A 22,043-nucleotide genomic window follows, 5' to 3' on the forward strand; every position below is an offset into this window, starting at 1 on the left:
CTTACTCAATCCGTTGGTAATTATTAAGCTATGAAAGAAATTTGCTTAAATCAAAATCCTCTTCTTGGGAGTTATCTTGAAACCTTTCATGACTGAGAATCAATAAAATTCTTTCAGAATAATCTACTGCACCCCGGATTTCTGATTGTAAGATTTCAAGTCCACCATTGGCATATTCTTCAAAAATATAATTACGTTTTTCGTTATTGTTTCCTTCGTCCAGAGATAAAACTTTAATCTCTTGAGTTTCAGCAATTGCTATTAAATTTATTACCGTATTATATCCTCTGACTATAAACTGTTCTTGGGGTATTGGCGATGGTTCCCTTTTAGAAATCTCTCCCAAAGCCACCCGCCTTTTATGTTTTGCGCCCAAAGCTGCTGCAAATACAATGACATCGGCAAAAGTATTAAAAGGCCCTGTTCCACCATCTGAAGATGTTAAATCCTTAACCAACTCAGCTTTATCTTTAGCAACCCTGATTCTGCCAGTTTCAGCCATTGTTTTAATATCTACATTGTTGCTATTTTAACCGAAAGTTGGAAGTGATAGTAATTATTAACGCATTATTTTATACTAGTATGCGGGCGATCGCTTTTCTCCGCGTTCTCTGCGCCTTGGCGGTTCGTTTCTCCAAAATTTATATTGCAAACTGAACATCTTCATAAACCAAAGAAATAGGAAATTTAAAATCAACACTAGTTAAATGAACCTCATCCCCTTCTTCATAAGGATGTAACTCCCAGAGTCCTCTATCATTTAACCGGAAGCAATCTAAACCAATTTTTTCAGCATCAATGAGGACATATTCTTGCAAAGTTTGAATGCGACGATACCGCGTAAATTTTTTACCTCTATCGTAAGCTTCCGTACTTGGGGATAGAACTTCAACAATTAAACAAGGATATTGGAGAAATTGAATAGCCTGTTTATCCCGTTCATCGCAACTCACTACAACATCGGGATAATGAAAAGGCCCTTTCTCAGATACACCTACTTTCGCATCCGCCATAAAGGGAAGACACCCACTCCCCCTTAGATGAATTTTTAACGCTGAAGCTAAGTTTAAAGCAATAGTTGTATGGGAAAGAGTACCCCCAGTCATGGCGAAAACTTCACCATCAATATATTCATATTTAATTTCTTGGCGTTCTTCCCATTCCAGGTATTCCTGGGGAGACATATAATTTCTGTCTGGACTCGCAACCATAATTTCATTCCTCCCTTTTTCTCAACTCTAACTAAAAAACCTCTGCGTCTCTGCGCCTCTGCGTAAATAATTACCCATCCCGTTCAACCGCGATAATTTCAGTATACTCAAACTCATTCGGACTTTGTTTCACCAAAGGATATCTTTCGCCACCCAACTCAATATAATCTTGTTCGCAATCCGGCTTAGATGAATAATACGTAAGCACATATTCTCTCCCAATTCTATTTGTCATTTCTGCTTCTACTTCACCCCGCCACTGAGTTTTAGTTACTAAAACTATCAATTGATTCGCTAATTGGGGAATTGTCTTCGCAATGTGTCGCCGCGAATTCTCATCTAAACTACCAAAGGGTGAATCCATCACAATTGGGAAAGTACTACTATCGGGAATCATCATCATTTTCCGCTTCTCACTCCATTCCCGCACTTTGTCAATAATACTGGCTATAAAGGATAAACTGAGAACTTGATTTTCGCCCGTGGATGCTGCAACGGGTGCTTCTATTCCTGTAGTATTTTCTACTAATGTCAGTTCATATTTATCGCTAATTTTAGGAATATATGGAGTCACAGAAATCTCCATGAATATTTCTTGTACTCGCTTTTCTAATTGCAGGCGAAACTGCTGTTCTTGACGATTTCTAACTTCCGTTAACCGTTCGATTGCATCTTGAGTAGCGTTAATTCGTCGTTGTGCTAAAGTTTGCTTGTCTTCATTCAGCTTTTGCTTGGCAATTTGTTTATTTAAACCTTCAATTTCAGTTGTAAGTTGAGCAATTTGCTGCTGATTTGCACCTTGTTCTCGATTTAACTCATCAATTTTACTTTCAATTTCATCTAAACGTTTTTGCAAACTGCTAATTTCTTCATTAGCGTCTTTTCGTAACCGTTCTTGAATATTGTCTAAATCGCCTTCTATTTGAGATATACTTTGCCTTAACTGATTAATTCTACTTTGTTCTCTATCAACCTCCTCCCAAAATCCTATAGCTTGCTTATCAATTTCATCTACTTGAGCTATCATCCGAATTGCAGTTTCTTCCACCGCCGAGGAACCTGCTTTATTTAACCACGTACTTACATGAGTATGAGAATGATTACCCTCGTGTAACTCTGCGCCACAAATACAGCGCTGAGAATTGAGTAAATCATTCACAAATTCTCGTGAAATTCCTGATGTCAACTCGCCGCGCTGCTTCAAATCATTGATAATTCCTCGGAACTGAGATGTAGTTTCTGAAAGCAAAACTGTATAACCCCGTGCGGAGATAACTTTTTTCAGTGCTTCTTTAGTTTTTTTATATTCTTCTTGGTTTGCCGCTTTCTGTGATTCTAAATCCTGCCATCTTTCTTGCAATTCCTTAGCAGCGCTCAGTTCTCGCAAACGGTTACTTGTCTCTTTTTTAAAAGTTTGTTGATATTCTAACTCTTCTTTAATTTCAGCTTGCCGTTTGCTAATGCGTTCGCGTTCGCGTTCTATTTTTTCTTGCTGTCGTAATAGTTGTTTGGTTTCAGAATCACCAATCGCTTTTAACTCATTTTCTAGAACTTTTTTAGCATCTCCCAAATGTCTGATGGAACGGTTGATTACTTCCACACCTAAGAAAATCTTTGTAGCTTCGGCAATTTCAGCTTTTTTGTCAGAACGAACTATTTCTTCAATTCGTTCGCCATCAAAGAAAAAATATTGATGTAAAGTAGCGGGTAAAATTTGATTAATTATATCGTCTGGTTGCTGAGTTGGTATATTCCATTTGCCATCATCCGCACCAACCCACATAGTTAATTGAGTTTTGCCAGCGTCAAAATCACCTTCGTTTTTATAACCCCGACAGGCGCGTTTAACTCGATAGCGTTTACCTTCATGTTCCCAGCCAATCTCTACCCAACATTCTACAGCTTGACCTTTTTGAGCCTCTGCGATCGCACGCTTATTTACTAACTGTTCTATTGATGCAAATGCTGCACTAAATTTTTCATATAATACCCAAGTAAAGGCATTTAGTAAACTGGTTTTTCCAGAGCCATTATTACCATGAATAATCGTTGTGTTCTGAACATCTCCACCAGCCAGGAGCATCTCTGGTGTTGTACCATAAAAGGAGCGAAAGTTGCATAGCTTGATTGAAGTCAGCTTCATCGCACCTCTTCCTTAATAATGTCCAAAATATTATCATTTATATGGCTGTTAATCTTCTTATCTAGCCTGCCTTTTTCCAGCTTCCATACTCGCTCAATAATTCGCTGCACCTCCGGCGGAGCGCTGTTTATTGGCTCTTGCACATCATCAATATTCGCACCTTGTGACATCTTCGGTTTGTAAATATAGTTTTTCTATATTTTAACTTTCTCTAGTCCTGCATTTACCTCCGTCAAGCCACTGTTAGCGTTATCTTTAAAACTATTTTTTCAAATTTATAATTTTCTTTGAAAAAAGACTTTATTATTGAATAGTATTCTGTTATTATTAATATTAACAATCTAGATGATAATGGGATGTAAGTGAAATTTTTAAAACTACTTACATCCCATTATGATCTAACTCATAATTTTATTATTTCATACTTAATGCTTCTTTTTTCAAAAATCGAAAATTTTTATAAAAAAATACAATTTGGCTTATCATCAAATATCTAATAAACCATATCGCTTTTGTAAATCAAGTAACTTCATTCTTGCTTCCCCAGCATTATCAGCTAAATCAGCAAACTCCACAAAGCGCCGTAATTCCTTTTTCAATAGATTACGTTCAACTTCTATAGTTTCTCTATCTAAATCTGGTGGCAAAACAATCATGTCAAATATCGTTGCGCGTTCTTTAGCAGGATGAGGACGTAAAACTCGCCCCCGTCGTTGAATGAATTGGCGAGGATTTCCAGAACTTGATAAAATCACCGCCGTTTGAATTGCTGGAATATCAACACCTTCATCTAAACAACGAATTGCGACTAAACCTTGCAATTCTCCACTTTCAAATTGATGACGTAATATTTCCCTTTCTTGTAAAGTTGTTTGAGCTGTATAGGTGCTTACCTTATACCCCAAATCCACTCCCAGAATTTTAGCAACAGCTTTGAGTTGGCGTAGCGATGAACGTTGCCCTGCATCTTGGGAACCATCACTACAATAAAAAAGAGTGTGACTAGTTTCGCGGCGAGTTGCCATTAAATCCCGTAAAGCATTTAATTTATTTTCCGCTGCACCAATTAACCTTGCCCTTTGCATCAATAATGGCTTTAAATCTTCATTGTCTTCAAATCCCGCTTGTCCATTTTCTTTATCCCGATAAAGTAGCGATCGCCCAATTCTTTTAGTTAACTTTAAATAGGCAATACTTTCTGCTTCAGTTAACTCTACCAACACCGGATAATACAGATAATGTACCAAAGCCCCTTGAGCGATCGCATCTCTCAAAGTAAACTCTGGTTGGAGAACTGGGCCAAAATAATCAAATAAAGATTGCGTACCAAAATCATCAAAATATCTTTCCGGTGTGGCAGATAAAGCCAATCTCAATCCTACAGTGCGCGGTAAACTTTCTTCTAACTTGGGTGCGCCTAAATTGTGCGCCTCATCACCAATAATTAAAGTTTTGGCGGGAAAATATTTGAGTTGAGACTGAAACCCATCTCCAATTAATGTCGAGTTCGTAGTAATCACCGTGACAAACCGTTGAGAACCAGAACGCAGATTATAAATTTGCGTCGAAAGTTGACTTTGCCAAGTGCGTAGATTCTCAAAAGCTAAAATGGGTTGCAAATTAAATTTTTCACATTCTCGCGCCCATTGGGTGACGAGATGGCGATAGGGACATACCACCAATAAAACTTGTAAATTAATCTGCTGATATAATTCACAAGCGATCGCTAATGCGGTAATCGTTTTACCACTACCAGTAGCCATTTTCAGCGTCCCTCTGCCATTGTTGGTAAACCAGCTAGCGATCGCTTGTCGCTGATATTGCCGCAATTGCAGAGACGGAGGCATTCTTGGGCATCCTGGTAATGGTTGCGGAGTATAATAACTGCCCTTACTTTCCCTGGCAAATGGTAATTTCAACCGGAAAGTGGGCAGCTGCTGCACTGGATTTTGCGTCAGGTACATATTCATTTAGTCATTGGTCATTGGTCATTGGTCATTGGTACTTATCTTTCCCATTCCCCATTCCCTATTCCCCATTCCCCACTCCCCATTACTCAGTTGTAACCGCGCCAAACACCAATGAGAGAACCTTGCACCTGTACTTGCATAGCACTGACTTCAATGGGATTGTACTTAGGATTTGCTGGTTTGAGGGTAACGCGATCGCCTTGGCGATAAAAACGTTTTAAAGTTGTACCGAATCCATCTACTCTCGCGGCGACGATAGTGCCATTTTTTAAATGATTTGGTTCTGCTACTGGACGCAGAAATACCACATCACCATCAGTAATTAAATCTTCAATCATACTATCGCCAGCTACGCGCAAAGCGTAGGTTTGGGGAGGTAAATCGAAATTAGAAAAGTCTAAATGATCTACAGCATCAGTAAACGGTTCTATTAAACCACCAGCAGCGATCGTGCCTAAAATTGGTACACCTTGCTTAACAGGACGTAAAATCCGAATCGTTCGCGCTTGTCCTTCAGTCCATTCTATATATCCCTTAGTGCGTAAATGTTCTAAACGACTTTGAATTGGTGCTGGTGACTTCAAGTTCATCGCTTGCATCATTTGCCTAATTGAAGGCGAATGCTGGTGCGTTCTGATGTATTCTGCCAACCATTCGTAAAGTTCTTGTTGAGCTTCCGTTAGACGTTCCATAAATTTGCGGGAAGTAATTATTAATGTCTCTAGAACATTAGTACTACAAAAAACTTCCCATAACAAGAGAAAAGTAAAAATTATGAAAGGCAAAAGCAAAATTATTTTCTTCTCTTTTGCCTTTTGACAAATAAGAATATTACAGGGTACAGGTTACAGGTTAGAGGTTACAAGGAAGAAAACTATACCCTATCCCCTGTGCCCTATTCCCTTACTCTGCCCCTAAGATACTCGCAAGCAAAGCTTTTTGAGCGTGTAAGCGATTTTCTGCCTGTTCCCAAACTTTTGATTGAGAACCTTCAATAACTGCCTCAGTAATTTCTTCACCACGATGGGCTGGTAAGCAGTGTAAAACAATTGCCTCTGGATCAGCAAGACTCAATAGCTGTTCCGAAATTTGGTAAGGCTGGAAAATTGGCATCCGATTATCGGCTTCAGATTCTTGCCCCATACTTGCCCAAACATCAGTATAAAGTACAGTAGAACCCTTAGCTGCTAATTCTGGATCGTGAGTAACAAGGACTTCCGTTTTGTTATTAGCGATCGCTCTTGCTTGTTCTACAATCTTAGAATCTGGCTCATATCCGCTAGGGGTGGCAATTCTGACATTCATCCCCACCAAAGCGCAGCCCAACATCAGAGAATTAGCCATATTATTCCCATCACCCACGTAGGTTAAAGTTAACCCAGCAAGGGTGTTAAAGCTTTCTTGAACCGTTAATAAATCCGCCAATACCTGACAAGGATGTTCTGCATCAGTAAGCGCATTAATCACCGGAATCTTGGCATAGTGAGCAAAAGTTTCTAAATCCTGCTGGGCAAAAGTGCGAATTGCCAAAATATCCAGATATCGGTCTAACACCCTCGCCGTATCCTGTAAAGGTTCCCCGCGACTAACTTGAGTGACATTAGGGTTGAGATCGATTACCTGTCCACCCAATTGGTACATCGCCACAGTAAAACTTACCCGCGTGCGAGTTGAAGCTTTGGAGAACAACAACCCCAAGACTTTATTACACTGTAACTTCAACTGTTGTGATTTCAGTTGAGTTGCTAATTGCAGGAGTTCTTGAAGTTCAGTAGGAGTGATGTCCGCTAGACTTAATAAATCTCGTCCGAGCAATGCTGCCATGCTTATAATCTGTAAAAAATAATTATATATTTCTGTCCCTTTATTCAGCCGTGCTAAGAAAACACAGTTTTGGAACTGACGAGATATTTTTGCGTTCAGCCCAGGATTTGAGTTAGCTTTTGGTATGGATATTAATTTATCAACTTTATCCGTATTCGTTTCTGTTTCATCACAATTGCAACGCCAACTAAACTGTCCAGGTGCAAATCTCTAGTCTTCTAGCCTTATTTCTGAAGAGGGAGATATTTTTTAGCAATTACAGCTAGACAAATAAATTGATTATGGTACAATAAGAAATTGTGGTTGCTACTTAGAGTAATCAATAAAATTGCCAGCATAGCACAGTGGTAGTGCATCCGACTTGTAATCGGAAGGTCGCGAGTTCAAATCCCGCTGCTGGCTTTAATGCAAAATCCCCCATATCGGGGGTTTTTGGATCTAGATTACATGAATATATGTTTTAGTCTCTAACTAAATCGTATATATTGAGATATTCATGAATTCGCCAGTTGTCGATAGCGTTCCTGAACTTCTTGAATCGAAAACAAAGTTTCAAACTTTAACCCGGCTGACTGATACAACTCACCTCCACCTTGTTGTCGGTCGACCAGGGAAATTATTTGATTAACGGTATAACCTGCATCTTTAAGACGCTCAACTGCTTTCAGAGCAGATTGCCCAGTTGTCACCACATCTTCTAAAACTACTACTTTTGCACCCTCTGGTAAAGTGGGACCTTCTATATAAGCTTTCGTCCCATAACCCTTGGCTTCTTTGCGAATAATCAGCGCTGGTATGGGTCGGTTTTCATAAACAGAAACTATACTCACTGCTGTCACCATTGGGTCAGCCCCCATCGTTAAACCTGCTACAGCCTGAGTATCTACAGGTAGTAAAGGAAACAACAATCGTCCAACAGCTAAAGCTCCTTGGGGGTGGAGTGTTACCTGCATCTTATTGACATAATAAGAACTACGTAGCCCAGACGCGAGAACAAAATCACCCTCTTGATAAGCCCGTTGAGAAAATAAATCTAGTAGCTTGTGGCGCAAGGTTGTCAAATCAGGAGTGGTTGCCCAAATATCTGAGTGGGTAAGAGTTTCAGTAGGATACGTCATTACAAAACATTAAAAGTTGTGCTACACCAAAGGTTGAACTCATCAGAGTTCTGAACTTAAGCATAAATTAAGATTCGCCCAAAACGAAAATTGAGGAGTCAGAAACGTGCGTATAAAATTTAAAACCTTTGGTGGTTTATTGCTGCTGCTTGCTGCTGGTATTGCTTTTCCCTCAGTTGCATTTGCCCAAACCGCAACCCCCAGAACTGAAACTACGAGTGATGTATTTGAACGAGCTTTTTTTAGTCACGATCGCAATTTCTACGAAAATGGCAGCCTCAAGCGTCAGGTAGACTCACTTCTAGGATCTGGTTCTAGTTTCGGTGGTTCCTTCCCAGAAAATGAAATTGCCCGTGATGCTGAGTTGGTTAACACTTTATATCATGATGTCTTAACTCAGCAAGTTGGTAACGATCCTTATCTTCGTACCCCTGATTTACCAAATCCTTATGACACATCGCTGATCATGTCCCCTCGTTTGAATAGCGACAAACTCAAAGTGGGAACTGAATTCAGGTTTGAAACTTTACCAGCTCGGTAAGATTAGTGAGTGGGTGGGGAGTGGGGAGCAAAGGACAATAATTACTCACCAACACTTCAGCAATGTTCAGTACAACTGCTCGTACCCAATGCCCCATACCCTCTATTACTGCTTTTTGATGATTCAGTGCGCCCTGCTGGAATCGAACCAGCCTGAAGACGAATTATGAGTTCGTTGCCTCCCCAATCGGCCAAAGGCGCTTATTTTGTTCGGGTTTCTCAGAGCCAATTATTTTGACTCTTTAAGTCAACCTTATTTGCTAATTTTAGAGTGAGGAAAATACTTCGTTCACTGACTTTAGCCAATTCTGTGATTATATCATAAATTTACCACGTGTGAATACTGGACACTAGTTTACCAAATTTTTATACTACATAATTTAATCATGAAATAGTACAGACTAATATTGATTAAGTTCATTTAAGGATTGAGGTCAAAAGCTTCAATATTCTTAAATAGCCCAGCATTCTTATGTGATAGCTTATCAGCAATGAAAATAAATTCTACTGTACTTCTTACTTTGATTTTGTTAATCCTGATGATGGGAGCGGGTTCCGTGAGCGCGTTTTTGGGGTTTGAACTGGGGAGTTCAGCACTTAAAGGCGTTACCGCACCCGATGGTCGTCCCACAACCAAATTTGCCAGTAATAAGGCAAATGCCTCTCAACAGGGAGGGCTAGTGCTATTAAAAGAGGAAGAGATTCTGAAAGTTGTCAAGGCGCGAATTGATGGTAAGACCAAAGCTGCTAAATCGGAAAAGCTAGAGGAAGACGACGAAGAAACCAATAGCAGCAAGCAGAAGCCAGAGGAAAAACCCCCAGAAGTGGTTGAAGAAAAACCCCTACCAGGCTTTCCAGTTACAGCCCAAAGTCAGGGTGTAACTATGACTGTGCAATCTGCTCGCTACTCTGGTGGTGACTTGCTACTGAAAGTGAAAATGCAGAACAAGGGTAAGGATTCTGTGCGCTTTCTGTATAGTTTTTTAGATGTTACCGATGATAAAGGACGAACCCTAAGCGCTAGTACAGAGGGTTTGCCAACAGAATTGCCTGTCAATGGCCCAGCATTTTCAGGTACAGTGAGCATTCCCACAGCTTTACTTGATGATGTCAAGAAAATATCACTTGCTCTTACTGATTATCCTGCTCAACAATTGAAGCTAGAGGCATCGAATATTCCTGTGGGAAGGTAGATTGGCATTGGGAATTGGGAATTGGGCATTGGGAATTGGGCATTGGTGGTTATATGTTATTTTTTACCATTCCCTATTCCCTATTCCCCCTAAATAAATGGAGGGCGTGAGTTTTACACGAGCTTTGGCAGTGAGTGGTTTTCCTAATTTGATTTGGACGGATGTGGCGCTGCGGTTGTTGTCAGTGCTACTACTGATTGCCATAAATGCCTTTTTTGTGACGGCGGAATTTTCGATGGTGAGCGTGCGGCGATCGCGTATTCACCAGCTAGTTAAGGCTGGAGATATTCCAGCGATCGCTGTCGAAATGCTACAACGTAGTATTGATCGACTACTATCTACCACTCAGTTAGGTATTACTCTTTCTAGTTTGGCGCTGGGATGGATTGGCGAAAGCACAATTGTCGTGCTGGTAAATGCCTGGTTAAGATCCTGGCCTTTACCTAGTGGGATGACTAACTTCCTCGCCCATTCCCTATCAATTCCCATCGCTTTTTTCTTTATTGCCTATTTGCAAATTGTGGTCGGAGAACTATGTCCCAAATCCTTAGCCATGCTGTACTCAGAACAGCTAGCGAGGTTTTTGGGACCTTCGGTAAAAGCGATCGTGCGTTTTTTTGGCCCCTTCATCTGGATTCTCAACCAATCAACTCGTTTTTTATTGCGGATTTTTGGTATCCAATACACAGGTCAAGGCTGGAGACCGCCTGTAACTCCTGAAGAATTGCAACTAATTATCTCTACAGAATGGGGATCTACTGGTTTACAGCGTGCGGAACGAGAACTGCTCAATAATGTCTTTGAGTTTGGGGATGTCATGGCCCAAGATGTGATGATCCCACGCACCAGTATTATCACGCTGCCAAAAGATGCTACCTTCCAGATATTACTTAGAGAAATGGCTGCTACTGGTTACTCACGCTACCCCGTGATTGGTGAATCTTTAGACGATGTTCGCGGCATTGTTTATTTTAAAGATTTGGCACAACCTTTAGCTATGGGAAAGCTCAGTTTAGAGACACAGATCCAACCTTGGATGCGTCCCGCTCGGTTTGTTCCCGAACACACGCCCTTGAGTGAACTTTTGCCCATGATGCAGCAAGAGAAACCCGCTATGGTCATGGTAGTAAATGAATTTGGCGGTACTGTGGGACTCGTGACAATCAAAGATGTCATTGCCGAAATCATCGGCGATGCAAGCGAACCTGAAAGCAGTGACGACTTACTGATTCAGATGTTAGATGAGCAGAAATTTTTGGTGCAGGCACAAATCAACCTCGAAGACCTCAACGAGGTTTTGCATCTCAATTTGCCCCTGACAAGAGAATATCAAACACTAGGAGGCTTTCTGTTGTATCAGTTACAGAAAATTCCGTCCATTGGCGAAACCTTCTGTTATGAAAATCTCGAATTCACTGTGGTATCAATTGTTGGCCCACGCCTGCATCAAATTCAACTGCGACGCTTGGAGGAAGCGGGGGGAGCGGGGGGAGCAGGGGAGTAGGGAGCAGGGAGCAGGGGAAGCAGAAAGACAAGGGGGAATTATTGAACAAGTCTCTGTCTCTCTTGTCTCCCCCCTCTTCCTTGTCTCCCTTGTCTCTTCTTCATGCCCAATGCCCAATGCCCAATGCCCACTGCCCCACTAAGCATACACCAGTGGATCAACGAGTCCCAACTCGGCAAAAGCTGCCAACCGCAAGCGACAAGAATCACATACACCGCAGGCGACATCATCACCAGCATAGCAAGACCAAGTTAGTTCCCAAGGAACTCCCAATTGGTTCCCTAGTTGGATGATTTCGGTTTTTTTCAAGTTGATTAGGGGTGCAACAATATTAATTGGCTGTCCCTCACGCCCTTGTTTGGTTCCCAGACGAAAAACTTCCTGCATTGCCTGGATATAGTCGGGGCGACAGTCAGGATATCCTGAGTAATCTAAGGCGTTAACACCGATATAGACACGTTCAGCCGCGATCGTTTCAGCGTAGCCAAGAGCAAAGCTTAAAAAAATCGTATTACGAGCCGGAACATAAGTCACAGGAATATTTTGAGACATTTCATCCAGCGACCGCTCTTGGGGTAGATCAATCGCGTCATCGGTAAGTGCGGAACCGCCCCATTGCCGTAAATCAAAATTTACTACCTGATGTTTTGCGATCGCAGCCTTTTTAGCAACAGTAAGGGCTGACTGTAACTCTCGTCGGTGTCGCTGCTGGTAATCAAAGGAAATAGCATGACATTCACAGCCATCAGCCTTAGCTTGATACAGAATTGTGGAAGAGTCCAATCCCCCAGATAACAGAATTACAGCTTTCATCTCGATTGCAAATTTTGAATTTTAAATCGCCAAATTACACCTTAACAAGATGCCAGGAAGCAATGCCAAAAAGATTCCTAAACGTCTCTTAGTGATGCTCAAGCCACACCAGTCTCTCTCAAAAAGCGCTGTGATATCTTTTCTACGAGACGCTGCTAGTAGCTTGTTTCTTTGCAAGAATATGTTTCTACGGTAGCTACTGCAAATAATCATACAAAAATCTTTTCCGTTAATCAGTGACAATAATTCCTGAGAATATTTTTTTGAAAAAAGCTTAAGTATTATTTTTGACTATTTTGTAATTTTAGTGTTGTCAATTGGATATTGCTCTCAGTAACTAATTACCCAAGGGTATCCCAGAGAGAAGTCCGAACCGAGGAAGCTGACCCTGAAAACTTTGGAGAATTTACACTTAAGTCTTACTGAATGTTTTAAAGTTAATAAAAAGACATATATTTTTTGTAGAAAGTGCAAAATCAAAAACAAACCCGAACTATCTATACAAAAGATGTTTGGATTACGGGAACCGATCGCAAACTTTGAAATTCTTCATAAACATAGGCTCTATGTTACCATCTGGATGGTTTTAGACGGATCGTAACTGGCTTTCGAGTATAAACGCCAACGGCCGTAGCGTCTCTAAATTTGGTGGTTGAGGAGAGAATAATAGTGCAAGATAGCATGTCAGTGGCAGAACCGAATCTATATACACAGCGCAACCAGCCACGACCGATCCGCATAGGCGTGATTGGAGTGGGTAACATGGGACAACACCACGCTCGCGTGCTGAGTTCAATGAAAGATGTTGAACTGGTTGGAGTGGCAGATATTAACGTCGAACGAGGATTAGAAACTGCCAGCAAGTACAAGGTGCGTTTTTTTGAAGATTACTGTGACCTGCTACCCCTTGTGGAAGCAGTTTGTGTAGCTGTTCCCACCCGTCTGCACTATGCCGTGGGCATTAGCTGTCTGCTAGCGGGAATTCATGTTTTGATTGAAAAACCCATCGCAGCCAGTATTTCTGAGGCAGAGTCTTTAGTAAATGCAGCGGCAGAGTCTCAGTGTATCCTGCAAGTAGGTCATATTGAGCGTTTCAACCCAGCTTTTAAAGAACTGAGCCAAGTTCTAAAAACCGAGGAATTGCTGGCGCTAGAAGCCCACAGAATGAGTCCTTACTCAGATCGGGCAAACGATGTTTCGGTTGTGCTGGATTTAATGATCCATGACATCGACCTACTTTTAGAATTAGCTGCTTCCCCAGTCACAAAATTGACTGCTAGCGGTACTCGCTCCTTGGACTCTGGTTATTTAGATTACGTAACTGCCACTTTGGGGTTTGCCAATGGTATTGTTGCTACTCTGACTGCCAGTAAAGTCACTCACCGAAAAATTCGCCGGATTGTCGCCCATTGCAAAAATTCATTTACTGAGGCAGATTTTCTCAAGAATGAAATTTTGATTCACCGACAAACGCCTGCCAATTCTCTCACCGACCACCGACAAGTACTTTACAGGCAAGATGGTGTGATTGAAAAAGTCTACACCAGCAATATTCAACCTCTAAGTGCAGAATTAGAACATTTTGTCAACTGTGTACATGGTGGCAATCAACCCTCAGTAGGTGGTGAACAAGCTCTCAAAGCGCTGAGACTGGCAAGTTTGATTGAACAGATGGCGCTAGAAGATCGAGTTTGGAATCCATTAGACTGGCAATCGGAACCAAGGGTACAATCACTGACCCCGACAGCCTAAAAGAAGAGGGGATGAGGGGGATGAGGGGGACAAGGTAAAATTTTCTCCCTACTCTCCCACAGCCACCAACTCAGAAGAAAACCCTAGAGTATGTTTTTAAATTTGCCATCAAGTCTTTAGATCCTCCCTAGTCTTTTTACAAAACTGACTAAGGGGGATCTAAAAAATTAGAAACCAAAACCGTGAAGCTGGTCAGATCCCTAGCTTCCACTTGTCTTCCTCTATTTTTAAGTTGCGATGCAATTTTTAGTGCAACCAACTTACCTTGGCTCTAGCAAGCGGGGATAATTCTTTTAAAAAACTAAGGCTCAATCTTAGTAACAAGACCAGTGCAGCAATTTCAGGAATTGACTCAATGCTTGAATGGATAACTAACACTATCAACTATTTTGGCTATTGGGGAATCGCCCTACTAATGTTCCTAGAGAACCTTTTTCCCCCAATTCCTTCAGAATTGATTATGCCACTGGCTGGATTTACAGCAAGTCCATATCAACCAGGAGGGGCAAAGCTAAATATCATTGGTGTGTTTTTCGCAGGACTTTTGGGTTCTGTATTGGGCGCACTTATTTGGTACTATCCAGGTAAGTTTTTGGGTGAAACTCGTTTGAAAGCTTGGGCTGACAAGTATGGCAAATGGCTGGCTATATCCAGTAAAGATATTACCAAGGCCAAAAAGTGGTTTGACCGACAAGGTAAAAAAGCAGTATTAATAGGTCGTCTTGTACCAGGAATCCGCACCTTGATTTCTGTTCCCGCAGGGATCAGCAATATGCCCTTGCTACCATTTTTGTTTTACACAACAGTAGGTAGCGCGGCTTGGGTGGGTTTGCTAACATACTCAGGATACATATTGGGTAGTCAGTATGAACTTGTGGACAAGTACCTTGCTCCTGTATCCAAAATCGTACTTGGCGGTTTGGTTCTAGCATTTGTTTTCTGGATATTCAAGCGCCAGTTAAGACGCACTAGAAGATGAAACACGGACGCTTTTGGTTTGAAAGCAGTGAAAGCAGGGGTTACATCTGGCCAAAATTCGCCTACACTATGCCAAATAATACTAGATGTACGAAGGCAAGAGCTTATCGGAGATATGGTCAAAATTAATTTTTGGCGTATTTCTAGCTACACTTGACGCAACCTAGAATTTCTGGTTGCTCGCATTTTTGTAAGATGAGCATGACAACTTTTTACAGTTAAGTTTGAACTAGGAGCTTTCATGACAGACCAACCTTCCGCCGCTAACCCTATGAATAGTGCTGCTATACCCATGAATAGGCAGCCATTAGCATCCACGACTCCCATAAATGCTGTTAATAATAATCCTCCCGCTACTACCAAGTCAGGCGGTGGTTCCGGGAAAACCATTCTCAGTGTTGATTTAGGTAGAACTTCCACAAAAACTTGTGTGAGTCGTGAACCTGGCAGCGTGGTATTCGTACCTGCCAACGTCAAGCAGATGTCAATAGAACAAGTACGCGGTGGTGTTTTTGAAGCCAGAGCTACTGACCCCTTAATGGATTTGTGGCTGGAGTATCAAGGAAATGGATATGCTGTTGGTCAACTAGCAGCAGATTTTGGGGCCAATCTAGGAGTCGGCCAATCTAAGGTAGAGGCTGCATTGGTAAAAGTGTTAGCAAGTGCTGGCTACTTCAAACTCAGAGACGATATCTCAGTCGTACTGGGTCTGCCTTTTCTTTCTTTAGAGCAATTTGAAAAGGAAAAAGCACAGTTGATTAGCCAAGTAGGTGGCCCTCATGTCTTGAACTTCCGAGGCGAATCTATATCGTTGAATGTGAGTAAGGTATGGGTAATGCCAGAAGGCTACGGTAGCCTGTTGTGGTCTGAAGCTCAACCGAAGAAAAGTCCTAGCAGTCCCGATTTTACAAAAATATCGGTAGCGATCGTTGATATTGGACATCAAACTGTCGATCTTTTGATGGTAGATAACTTCCGTTTTGCCAGAGGTGCTTCTAAGAGCGAAGACTTCGGTATGAATAAGTTTTATGAATTGGTGTCTGCCGAAATCGAGGGAGCAGATAGTCAATCTCTCGCCCTGATTTCTGCTGTTAACAAACCCAGAGGTGAACGCTATTACCGTCCTAAAGGCGCTAGCAAGCCCACCAACCTAGACGATTTTCTTCCCAACCTTACAGAGATGTTTTCACGCGAAATCTGTAGCCGTGTGCTAGCCTGGTTGCCAGAACGCGTCACCGATGTGATTCTCACTGGTGGCGGTGGTGAGTTCTTTTGGGATGACGTTCAACGTCTACTCAAGGAAGCAAAGATTAATGCTCATTTAGCAGCACCTTCCCGTCAGGCGAATGCTTTGGGGCAGTATATTTATGGAGAGGCACAATTATCCTCCAATCGCGCTGCTAGGGCATAAAGCTGATGTTCCAATGGTCAAAAAAGGTAGTTAAATCCGTCACGTTCAACCCAGAGCTTGCTGATGAAAGCTTGTTAGCGCAAGTAGAAAGTTATTTGGAAAAACAACCAGACAAGACTTTCAGCGACCTCTGTAAAGAAGCCTTGTGGCAATCTTTATGTGTACCGGAATCTGTACAACCTGCTCCACAAACAGCAGCAACAACACCGATTGAACAACAAATCGGTGAACTGCAACGTCAAGTGGCTGGACTTGAGGAACGTTTTTTTGCCAAGGGATCTAATCGTTTGGAGGCGATGGAACATCATCTACTGCAACTTTCTCAACAAGTTGCACAACTGGCGCTCATAGTCAATGATCGATCGTTCATTCCGTCTCCAAGTCAATTAGAAGTAGTAAATAATACTTCTTATACTGTTGCTACCCCTCCTCAAGAGGTTGACCCCGTAATCAGTCGCCTTAGTCAGTTTCTCGATGATTTTTAAGGAAAAATCAGGTTTGTGAGCAGTTTTTGCTCATGTTAACAATCCTTAATAGTTAATACTATTAAGGATTATTAATGTTTATATTTTTTAGAAATGCGATCGCGTTTATTCAATTTATAGAAAGCGATATCCATAAAATACTTTTTATAAATCATGTTTAATGTAAATTAAAAATTGAAAACCAATATTGCAAGCTCCTCTATTATTTGAAGTTCAAGAAGCAGTCAATTTATCAATCGTTATCAGTGGTGTCAATAACAGTTCTGTCGTCTTCCAAAGTCCAATGAAAACATTTCTGAGTACCCAGTTGGCGCTCTTTTGTTATCCTAACAAAATTAAGGATTCTTAATGTTTGGTTTTGCTCCTCTGTTCAAGCTACCCCCAGATTTTAAAAAATTAATCACAAATTTTGTATTGAATATTATTAGTACATATTTTTACTAGATTCTTTTTTTACTCTGCACACTGTATAAATGCTAGAATCCTCAAGTAGACAGTTAGGATACCTAGATGCCAGTTGTAGCTAACTCAATCAAGTTTGGTACAGACGGCTGGCGGGGCATTATTGGTGACGAGTTCACCTTTGAACGCCTAGCCCTGGTCGCGCCAGTTGCCGCAAAAGTATTATATGATACGTATTTTTCTACGGTGGGTAGCCGGACAATAATTGTCGGTTACGATCGCCGATTCATGGCTGAAGACTTTGCTCGTGCTGTTGCCGATACTGTCAGTGCTGTGGGATTTGATGTCCTACTGAGCGAGAGCTATGCCCCAACCCCAGCTTATAGTTGGGCAGCAAAAGAACTCAATGCTTTAGGGGCACTGGTAATTACAGCCAGCCATAATCCTGGTAAATATTTGGGTTTAAAAGTCAAGGGTTATTTTGGTGGATCAGTACCTTCAGAAGTCACAAAAAAGATAGAAGAGCAGTTGTCGGTGGGAGTACCTCTAGCAGCTACCCCAGGCAAGCAAGAAAAATTTGATCCTTGGCCCAGTTATACCCAAGCGCTAGAACGTAAAGTTGATATCGCCAAACTTCGAGAAGCGATCGCATCTGGTAAATTGACGTTATTTGCCGATGTCATGCATGGCGCTGCGGCTGGCGGATTGGCCAGACTACTAGGCAATCAAGTCAAAGAAATCAACTCAGAACGTGACCCCCTCTTTGGTGGCGGTGCGCCGGAACCCTTGCCTAAATACCTTTCAAAGCTATTTGAAGTCATCAAGGCTCACCGAGAAACCGATAAATCAGGTTTAACAGTGGGGTTGGTATTTGATGGAGACTGCGATCGCATTGCCGCAGTAGATGCAGAAGCCAACTTCCTAAGTTCCCAAGTATTAATCCCGATATTAATCGACCACCTAACTCTGCGGCGCAGCTTTAGTGGTGAAATAGTCAAAACTGTCAGTGGTTCCGACTTGATGCCCCTTGTAGCAGCACTGCATAACCTGTCAGTGTTTGAGACGGCAGTTGGTTATAAATACATCGCTGACAGAATGTTAGTAGCAAAAGTGTTGCTAGGTGGCGAAGAGTCGGGAGGAATTGGCTATGGCAGCCATATTCCCGAACGCGATGCGCTGCTGTCAGCATTGTACGTCCTAGAGGCGATTGTAGAATCAGGTTTGGATTTAGGCGAGTATAATCGCTACTTGCAAAAACAGACAGGATTTATCTCAGCTTACGATCGCATTGATTTACCCTTAGCAAGTATGGAAGTGCGATCGCGTCTTTTGCAACAACTGCAAACCAAACCCTTAACAGAAATTGCAGGTAAAGCAGTAATCGATTGCCAAACAATTGATGGCTACAAATATCGCCTCGCGGATAAAAGCTGGTTAATGATTCGGTTTAGCGGGACTGAACCAGTTTTACGCCTCTACTGCGAAGCCTCGACAATTGAGCAAGTGCATCAAACTCTTGCTTGGGCGAAACAGTGGGCGGGGTAAAATTCATTATTAGTCATTAGTCATTTGTCCTTTGTCCTTGGTAAATGACCAATGACTAATATACCAATACTTCTCTACGAGAGGCTACGCCAACGACTACGCTCAGTACAAGTGACCAATGACTAACTACCAATGACCAAATTACTTGTAGTAGCTACAGGAAATCCAGGTAAGTTGAAGGAAATGCAGGCTTACCTGGAAAATTCTGGTTGGGAATTAACCCTCAAACCTGAAGAATTAGACATTGAAGAGACGGGCGAAACCTTTGCCGCTAATGCTTGTTTGAAAGCATCGCAAATTGCTAAGGCTACGGGAAACTGGGCGATTGCGGATGATTCTGGCTTGCAAGTAGATGCTCTAAATGGCGCACCAGGGGTTTATTCTGCACGTTACGCCAAAACCGACTCAGAACGGATTGCTAGGTTATTGAAAGAATTAGGCAACGAGGTAAATCGACAAGCACAATTTGTTTGTGCAGTAGCGATCGCTCGTCCTGATGGTGCGATCGCATTAGAATCTGAAGGTATTTGTCGTGGTGAAATTCTTCACGCACCCCGTGGTGATGGTGGTTTCGGGTACGATCCAATTTTTTATGTGCAAGAGTTGCAATTGACTTTTGCTGAGATGACACGAGAGTTGAAGGGTTCAATAAGTCATCGAGGCAAGGCTTTTACAGCTTTACTTCCGCAACTGGAGAGAGTTAGGAGTTAGGAATAGAGACGCGGTTAATCGCGTCTCTACAAAAGTTAGGATTTATGAATTCTGTTAAATCTTCATTCATTTAGTCCTGACTCACAACCCATAACTCTTAACTCATAACTTTTTTAAACTGCTTCTGTGTTCTTTTCGCCAGTACGAATCCGAATCACTTGCTCAACAGGCGAGATGAAAATTTTACCATCGCCGATTTCACCAGTGCGGGCAGCAGCAATAATTTTGTCTACCACCATATCAACTTGATTGTCGTCAACGACGATTTCCACTTTGAGTTTTTGCAAAAACTCAACGGTGTACTCAGAACCGCGATACCGTTCAGTTTGGCCTTTTTGCCGTCCGAACCCCCGAACTTCAGAAACAGTCATACCAACAATACCTGCGTTAACCAAGGCAATTTTTACCTCATCTAGCTTAAATGGGCGGATAATAGCTTCTACTTTTTTCATCTTCTTGACTCCTGACTTCTACTAGCTTCGTTTATATATCTAACCAGATCCTTTGTCTGAAGCTGTAACTACCAGTGCTTTTCCTAAAAGATATGTAATAATTACCACTTTTTTAAAGTGTAGATTCTTTGCTTGATGTTTGAGACATGAGAACCAGCAAGGATTTATTAATTAAATAATCTTTGAGGTTCTAATATAAAGAATTTGTTGTCAAGCTAGCATATTATGTAGCTTTTATAACCTAAAAATAGATAAATTCCGCGATTTAGCAGATATCTTCAGATATTTAGAGAGTGATTGCAGAGAAATTGTTCGTTAGCCTGCTGCTGACTGTGGGAGTGTCAACTAACGTTTCTGATGTTCAAACAAAGGACGTACAACAAAATATCCAGCGCTAAAGGCAGTAAGCATAATTAGCAAGATGGTGATAATTAACCACCAGCCATTGAGTCCCTTGGGATCTGACTCAGTAGTGGAATAATAACTTACTTGTTGCTCTTCTATAAAAACTGGTTCTTGTATGGGGAAATTCATTTCCATTACAGGTGTCGCAAAGTTTTGGCGGCGGCTTTTTTCGGGTGGAGCTTTGGAGACAACAGGTGGACGCGGATGAGCAACCTGCTGGCGTGGAGGCGCTTGAGTTACTGGCACTTTCGCAGCGCTTTTTACATCGCTAGAAGCTTGGGTGGCTTGCTGATAGCTAGGCGCAACATGGGAATCCACAAAATTTTGCAAATGAGAAAAAGAATCAACAACTTTGATAATTTCTTGGCGTAATAGTTGATTTTCTTGTGTTAGTTGCTGATTTTGGGTAGTGAGTGCATTTAGCCTCGCCTGTGCTGCTTGCAACTCTGCTGACAATTCTCTGTATACAGATAGTGGTACAGAGGGAGGGTAGGCTTGAGTAGTCGGTGTTGGCGAATTTCTGTGAACAGAACCTATGGTTGTTCGCATCGGTGGCTTGGTATTAAAAATCAAGGTAAGTAGATCGTACAGAGATGCTAACAGAGATAGTCAGCCCTGAAACTATGCCCAAGAATAATAGAAAAATTCCGAAAGGGCAAAGATTTGTTATTGGGGCATTGTGAATTGGGAATTGGGCATTGGGAATTGGTTAATCTTCCCAGTCCCCAGTCCCCAGTCCCTAGTCCTTAGTCCCCACAAGTGGGAAGAAGTGTCCTACAGGACCTTGCCCTTTGCCAATATCTAAGGCGTAAGTGAGTGCAGTAGTCACATACTCCTTAGCCTGTTGCACTGACGACCACAAGTCATTTCCATTAGCCAGATTAGCAGCGATCGCAGCTGATAGTGTACACCCAGTACCATGAGTATTTTTTGTCTCTACTTGCTGGCAAGTCAAAACTTCCAACTTGTCCCCATCAAACCAGATATCAACGCCACGCAAATCTCCCTGCATACCGCCGCCCTTGACTAAAACAGCCTTCGCCCGTAAAGTCTTGTGAATAATTTCAGCAGCAGCTTGCATATCCTCCACGGAATTAATTTGTAACCCACTCAAAATCTGGGCCTCGTAGCGATTCGGCGTGATGATAACTGCCTTGGGAATCAGGGCATGGGATAGAGTCTTCACAGCATCATCATCAATCAATTGTGCCCCTGTACGTGACACCATTACTGGATCAACTACTAGATTCTCGATTTCTAAAGCTTCCACCTGTTGGGCAACAGCAAAAATAATTTCCTGATTGAGCAACATACCGGTTTTGGCAGATTGCACGCCAATGTCCTCAACTACTGCCTGAATTTGCGCCACAACAGCCTCTGCTGCCATAGCATCGACCCTTTTCACTCCTAGAGTGTTTTGTGCCGTGACGCAGGTTATAGCGCTAGTACCGTGGACACAGTGAAAAGCAAAGGTGCGTAAATCAGCTTGAATTCCTGCACCACCACCGCTATCTGAACCAGCAATGGTTAACGCAACAGATATTCTAGAGTTTATTTCAGTGTTCATTATTAAAGACAAAGTTCTG

General features: G+C 41.9%; 21 protein-coding genes and 2 tRNA genes. 10 read left to right on the top strand and 13 right to left on the bottom strand.

The window, feature by feature from the left end; all coding sequences use genetic code 11:
* Nucleotides 1-28: 28 nt before the first annotated feature.
* The 7 genes from H6G86_RS21540 to argF all read right to left on the bottom strand — a co-directional run bounded on the left by H6G86_RS21540 (nucleotide 29) and on the right by argF (nucleotide 7,148).
* On the bottom strand, nucleotides 29-502 hold the full coding sequence (locus H6G86_RS21540; RefSeq protein ID WP_190936018.1) for a DNA phosphorothioation-associated protein 4: 474 nt from the start codon (nucleotides 500-502) through the stop codon (nucleotides 29-31).
* A gap of 139 nt (nucleotides 503-641) precedes the next feature.
* The gene (locus H6G86_RS21545; protein WP_190936019.1) at nucleotides 642-1,211 is read right to left on the bottom strand and encodes a Uma2 family endonuclease; all 570 of its coding nucleotides are present in this window, start codon (nucleotides 1,209-1,211) and stop codon (nucleotides 642-644) included.
* Nucleotides 1,212-1,281: 70 nt separating this feature from the next.
* Entirely contained in the window at nucleotides 1,282-3,354 is a 2,073-nt protein-coding gene (locus H6G86_RS21550) for an AAA family ATPase (protein WP_190936020.1), read from the bottom strand.
* The gene (locus H6G86_RS21555; RefSeq protein WP_190936021.1) at nucleotides 3,351-3,524 is read right to left on the bottom strand and encodes a hypothetical protein; all 174 of its coding nucleotides are present in this window, start codon (nucleotides 3,522-3,524) and stop codon (nucleotides 3,351-3,353) included. Before H6G86_RS21555 ends, H6G86_RS21550 begins: the two co-directional genes overlap by 4 nt.
* A 315-nt stretch (nucleotides 3,525-3,839) precedes the next feature.
* A complete protein-coding gene (locus H6G86_RS21560; protein ID WP_190936022.1) occupies nucleotides 3,840-5,318 on the bottom strand; it encodes a DNA phosphorothioation system restriction enzyme in 1,479 nt (492 codons plus the stop codon).
* A 92-nt stretch (nucleotides 5,319-5,410) separates the two neighbouring features.
* Nucleotides 5,411-6,016, bottom strand: coding sequence for a transcriptional repressor LexA (lexA, locus tag H6G86_RS21565; RefSeq protein WP_012410809.1), 606 nt, complete (start codon nucleotides 6,014-6,016; stop codon nucleotides 5,411-5,413).
* A 211-nt stretch (nucleotides 6,017-6,227) separates the two neighbouring features.
* Nucleotides 6,228-7,148 carry an ornithine carbamoyltransferase gene (gene argF, locus H6G86_RS21570; protein WP_190936023.1) on the bottom strand — a complete coding sequence of 307 codons (921 nt, stop codon included), beginning with the start codon at nucleotides 7,146-7,148 and terminating at the stop codon, nucleotides 6,228-6,230.
* 330 nt (nucleotides 7,149-7,478) lie between these two features.
* On the opposite strand from argF, the gene H6G86_RS21575 reads away from it, so the two are divergent.
* Nucleotides 7,479-7,550, top strand: a tRNA-Thr gene (locus tag H6G86_RS21575).
* Nucleotides 7,551-7,642: 92 nt separating this feature from the next.
* Here the strand turns inward: H6G86_RS21575 and pyrE are convergent.
* Nucleotides 7,643-8,266, bottom strand: a complete 624-nt coding sequence (gene pyrE / locus H6G86_RS21580; protein ID WP_190936024.1) for an orotate phosphoribosyltransferase — start codon at nucleotides 8,264-8,266, stop codon at nucleotides 7,643-7,645.
* Nucleotides 8,267-8,372: 106 nt separating this feature from the next.
* Here pyrE and H6G86_RS21585 point away from each other — a divergent pair, with 106 nt between their 5' ends.
* Complete coding sequence (locus H6G86_RS21585) at nucleotides 8,373-8,807, top strand: hypothetical protein (protein ID WP_190936025.1); 435 nt, start codon at nucleotides 8,373-8,375, stop codon at nucleotides 8,805-8,807.
* 127 nt (nucleotides 8,808-8,934) lie between these two features.
* Here H6G86_RS21585 and H6G86_RS21590 read toward each other — a convergent pair.
* Nucleotides 8,935-9,007: transfer RNA gene (locus tag H6G86_RS21590), tRNA-Ile, on the bottom strand.
* Nucleotides 9,008-9,297: 290 nt separating this feature from the next.
* Here H6G86_RS21590 and H6G86_RS21595 point away from each other — a divergent pair.
* Together H6G86_RS21595 and H6G86_RS21600 are read left to right on the top strand one after the other, a co-directional pair.
* Nucleotides 9,298-9,999 (top strand): hypothetical protein, encoded by a 702-nt coding sequence (locus tag H6G86_RS21595; protein ID WP_179074451.1) that lies wholly within the window; start codon nucleotides 9,298-9,300, stop codon nucleotides 9,997-9,999.
* A 97-nt stretch (nucleotides 10,000-10,096) separates the two neighbouring features.
* On the top strand, nucleotides 10,097-11,503 hold the full coding sequence (locus H6G86_RS21600; protein ID WP_190936026.1) for a hemolysin family protein: 1,407 nt from the start codon (nucleotides 10,097-10,099) through the stop codon (nucleotides 11,501-11,503).
* Nucleotides 11,504-11,641: 138 nt separating this feature from the next.
* Here the strand turns inward: H6G86_RS21600 and queC are convergent, their stop codons facing one another.
* Nucleotides 11,642-12,316 carry a 7-cyano-7-deazaguanine synthase QueC gene (queC, locus tag H6G86_RS21605; protein ID WP_163935848.1) on the bottom strand — a complete coding sequence of 225 codons (675 nt, stop codon included), beginning with the start codon at nucleotides 12,314-12,316 and terminating at the stop codon, nucleotides 11,642-11,644.
* Between the two features lie 669 nt (nucleotides 12,317-12,985).
* Here queC and H6G86_RS21610 point away from each other — a divergent pair.
* The 6 genes from H6G86_RS21610 (at nucleotide 12,986) to rdgB (ending at nucleotide 19,600) form a co-directional block, all read left to right on the top strand.
* Nucleotides 12,986-14,068 (top strand): Gfo/Idh/MocA family protein, encoded by a 1,083-nt coding sequence (locus tag H6G86_RS21610; RefSeq protein WP_114084961.1) that lies wholly within the window; start codon nucleotides 12,986-12,988, stop codon nucleotides 14,066-14,068.
* A 355-nt stretch (nucleotides 14,069-14,423) separates the two neighbouring features.
* Nucleotides 14,424-15,047 carry a DedA family protein gene (locus tag H6G86_RS21615; RefSeq protein ID WP_163935875.1) on the top strand — a complete coding sequence of 208 codons (624 nt, stop codon included), beginning with the start codon at nucleotides 14,424-14,426 and terminating at the stop codon, nucleotides 15,045-15,047.
* Between the two features lie 240 nt (nucleotides 15,048-15,287).
* Entirely contained in the window at nucleotides 15,288-16,457 is a 1,170-nt protein-coding gene (gene fcmB / locus H6G86_RS21620) for a filament morphology actin-like protein FcmB (RefSeq protein WP_114084959.1), read from the top strand.
* Between the two features lie 5 nt (nucleotides 16,458-16,462).
* A complete protein-coding gene (gene fcmC, locus H6G86_RS21625) occupies nucleotides 16,463-16,942 on the top strand; it encodes a filament morphology membrane protein FcmC (protein ID WP_114084958.1) in 480 nt (159 codons plus the stop codon).
* Between the two features lie 510 nt (nucleotides 16,943-17,452).
* Nucleotides 17,453-18,889 carry a phosphoglucomutase/phosphomannomutase family protein gene (locus H6G86_RS21630; protein WP_190936027.1) on the top strand — a complete coding sequence of 479 codons (1,437 nt, stop codon included), beginning with the start codon at nucleotides 17,453-17,455 and terminating at the stop codon, nucleotides 18,887-18,889.
* A gap of 132 nt (nucleotides 18,890-19,021) precedes the next feature.
* On the top strand, nucleotides 19,022-19,600 hold the full coding sequence (gene rdgB, locus H6G86_RS21635; protein WP_190936028.1) for an RdgB/HAM1 family non-canonical purine NTP pyrophosphatase: 579 nt from the start codon (nucleotides 19,022-19,024) through the stop codon (nucleotides 19,598-19,600).
* Nucleotides 19,601-19,713: 113 nt separating this feature from the next.
* On the opposite strand, the gene H6G86_RS21640 is transcribed toward rdgB, so the two are convergent.
* The 3 genes from H6G86_RS21640 to thiD all read right to left on the bottom strand — a co-directional run bounded on the left by H6G86_RS21640 (nucleotide 19,714) and on the right by thiD (nucleotide 22,024).
* On the bottom strand, nucleotides 19,714-20,052 hold the full coding sequence (locus H6G86_RS21640; protein ID WP_012410794.1) for a P-II family nitrogen regulator: 339 nt from the start codon (nucleotides 20,050-20,052) through the stop codon (nucleotides 19,714-19,716).
* A gap of 345 nt (nucleotides 20,053-20,397) precedes the next feature.
* On the bottom strand, nucleotides 20,398-21,006 hold the full coding sequence (locus tag H6G86_RS21645) for a cell division protein ZapB (protein WP_190936029.1): 609 nt from the start codon (nucleotides 21,004-21,006) through the stop codon (nucleotides 20,398-20,400).
* 190 nt (nucleotides 21,007-21,196) lie between these two features.
* Nucleotides 21,197-22,024 carry a bifunctional hydroxymethylpyrimidine kinase/phosphomethylpyrimidine kinase gene (gene thiD, locus H6G86_RS21650; protein WP_190936030.1) on the bottom strand — a complete coding sequence of 276 codons (828 nt, stop codon included), beginning with the start codon at nucleotides 22,022-22,024 and terminating at the stop codon, nucleotides 21,197-21,199.
* Nucleotides 22,025-22,043: the final 19 nt, after the last annotated feature.

It is taken from the genome of Nostoc sp. FACHB-133 (assembly GCF_014698055.1).
In the GTDB taxonomy this organism is placed as follows: Bacteria; Cyanobacteriota; Cyanobacteriia; order Cyanobacteriales; family Nostocaceae; genus Nostoc.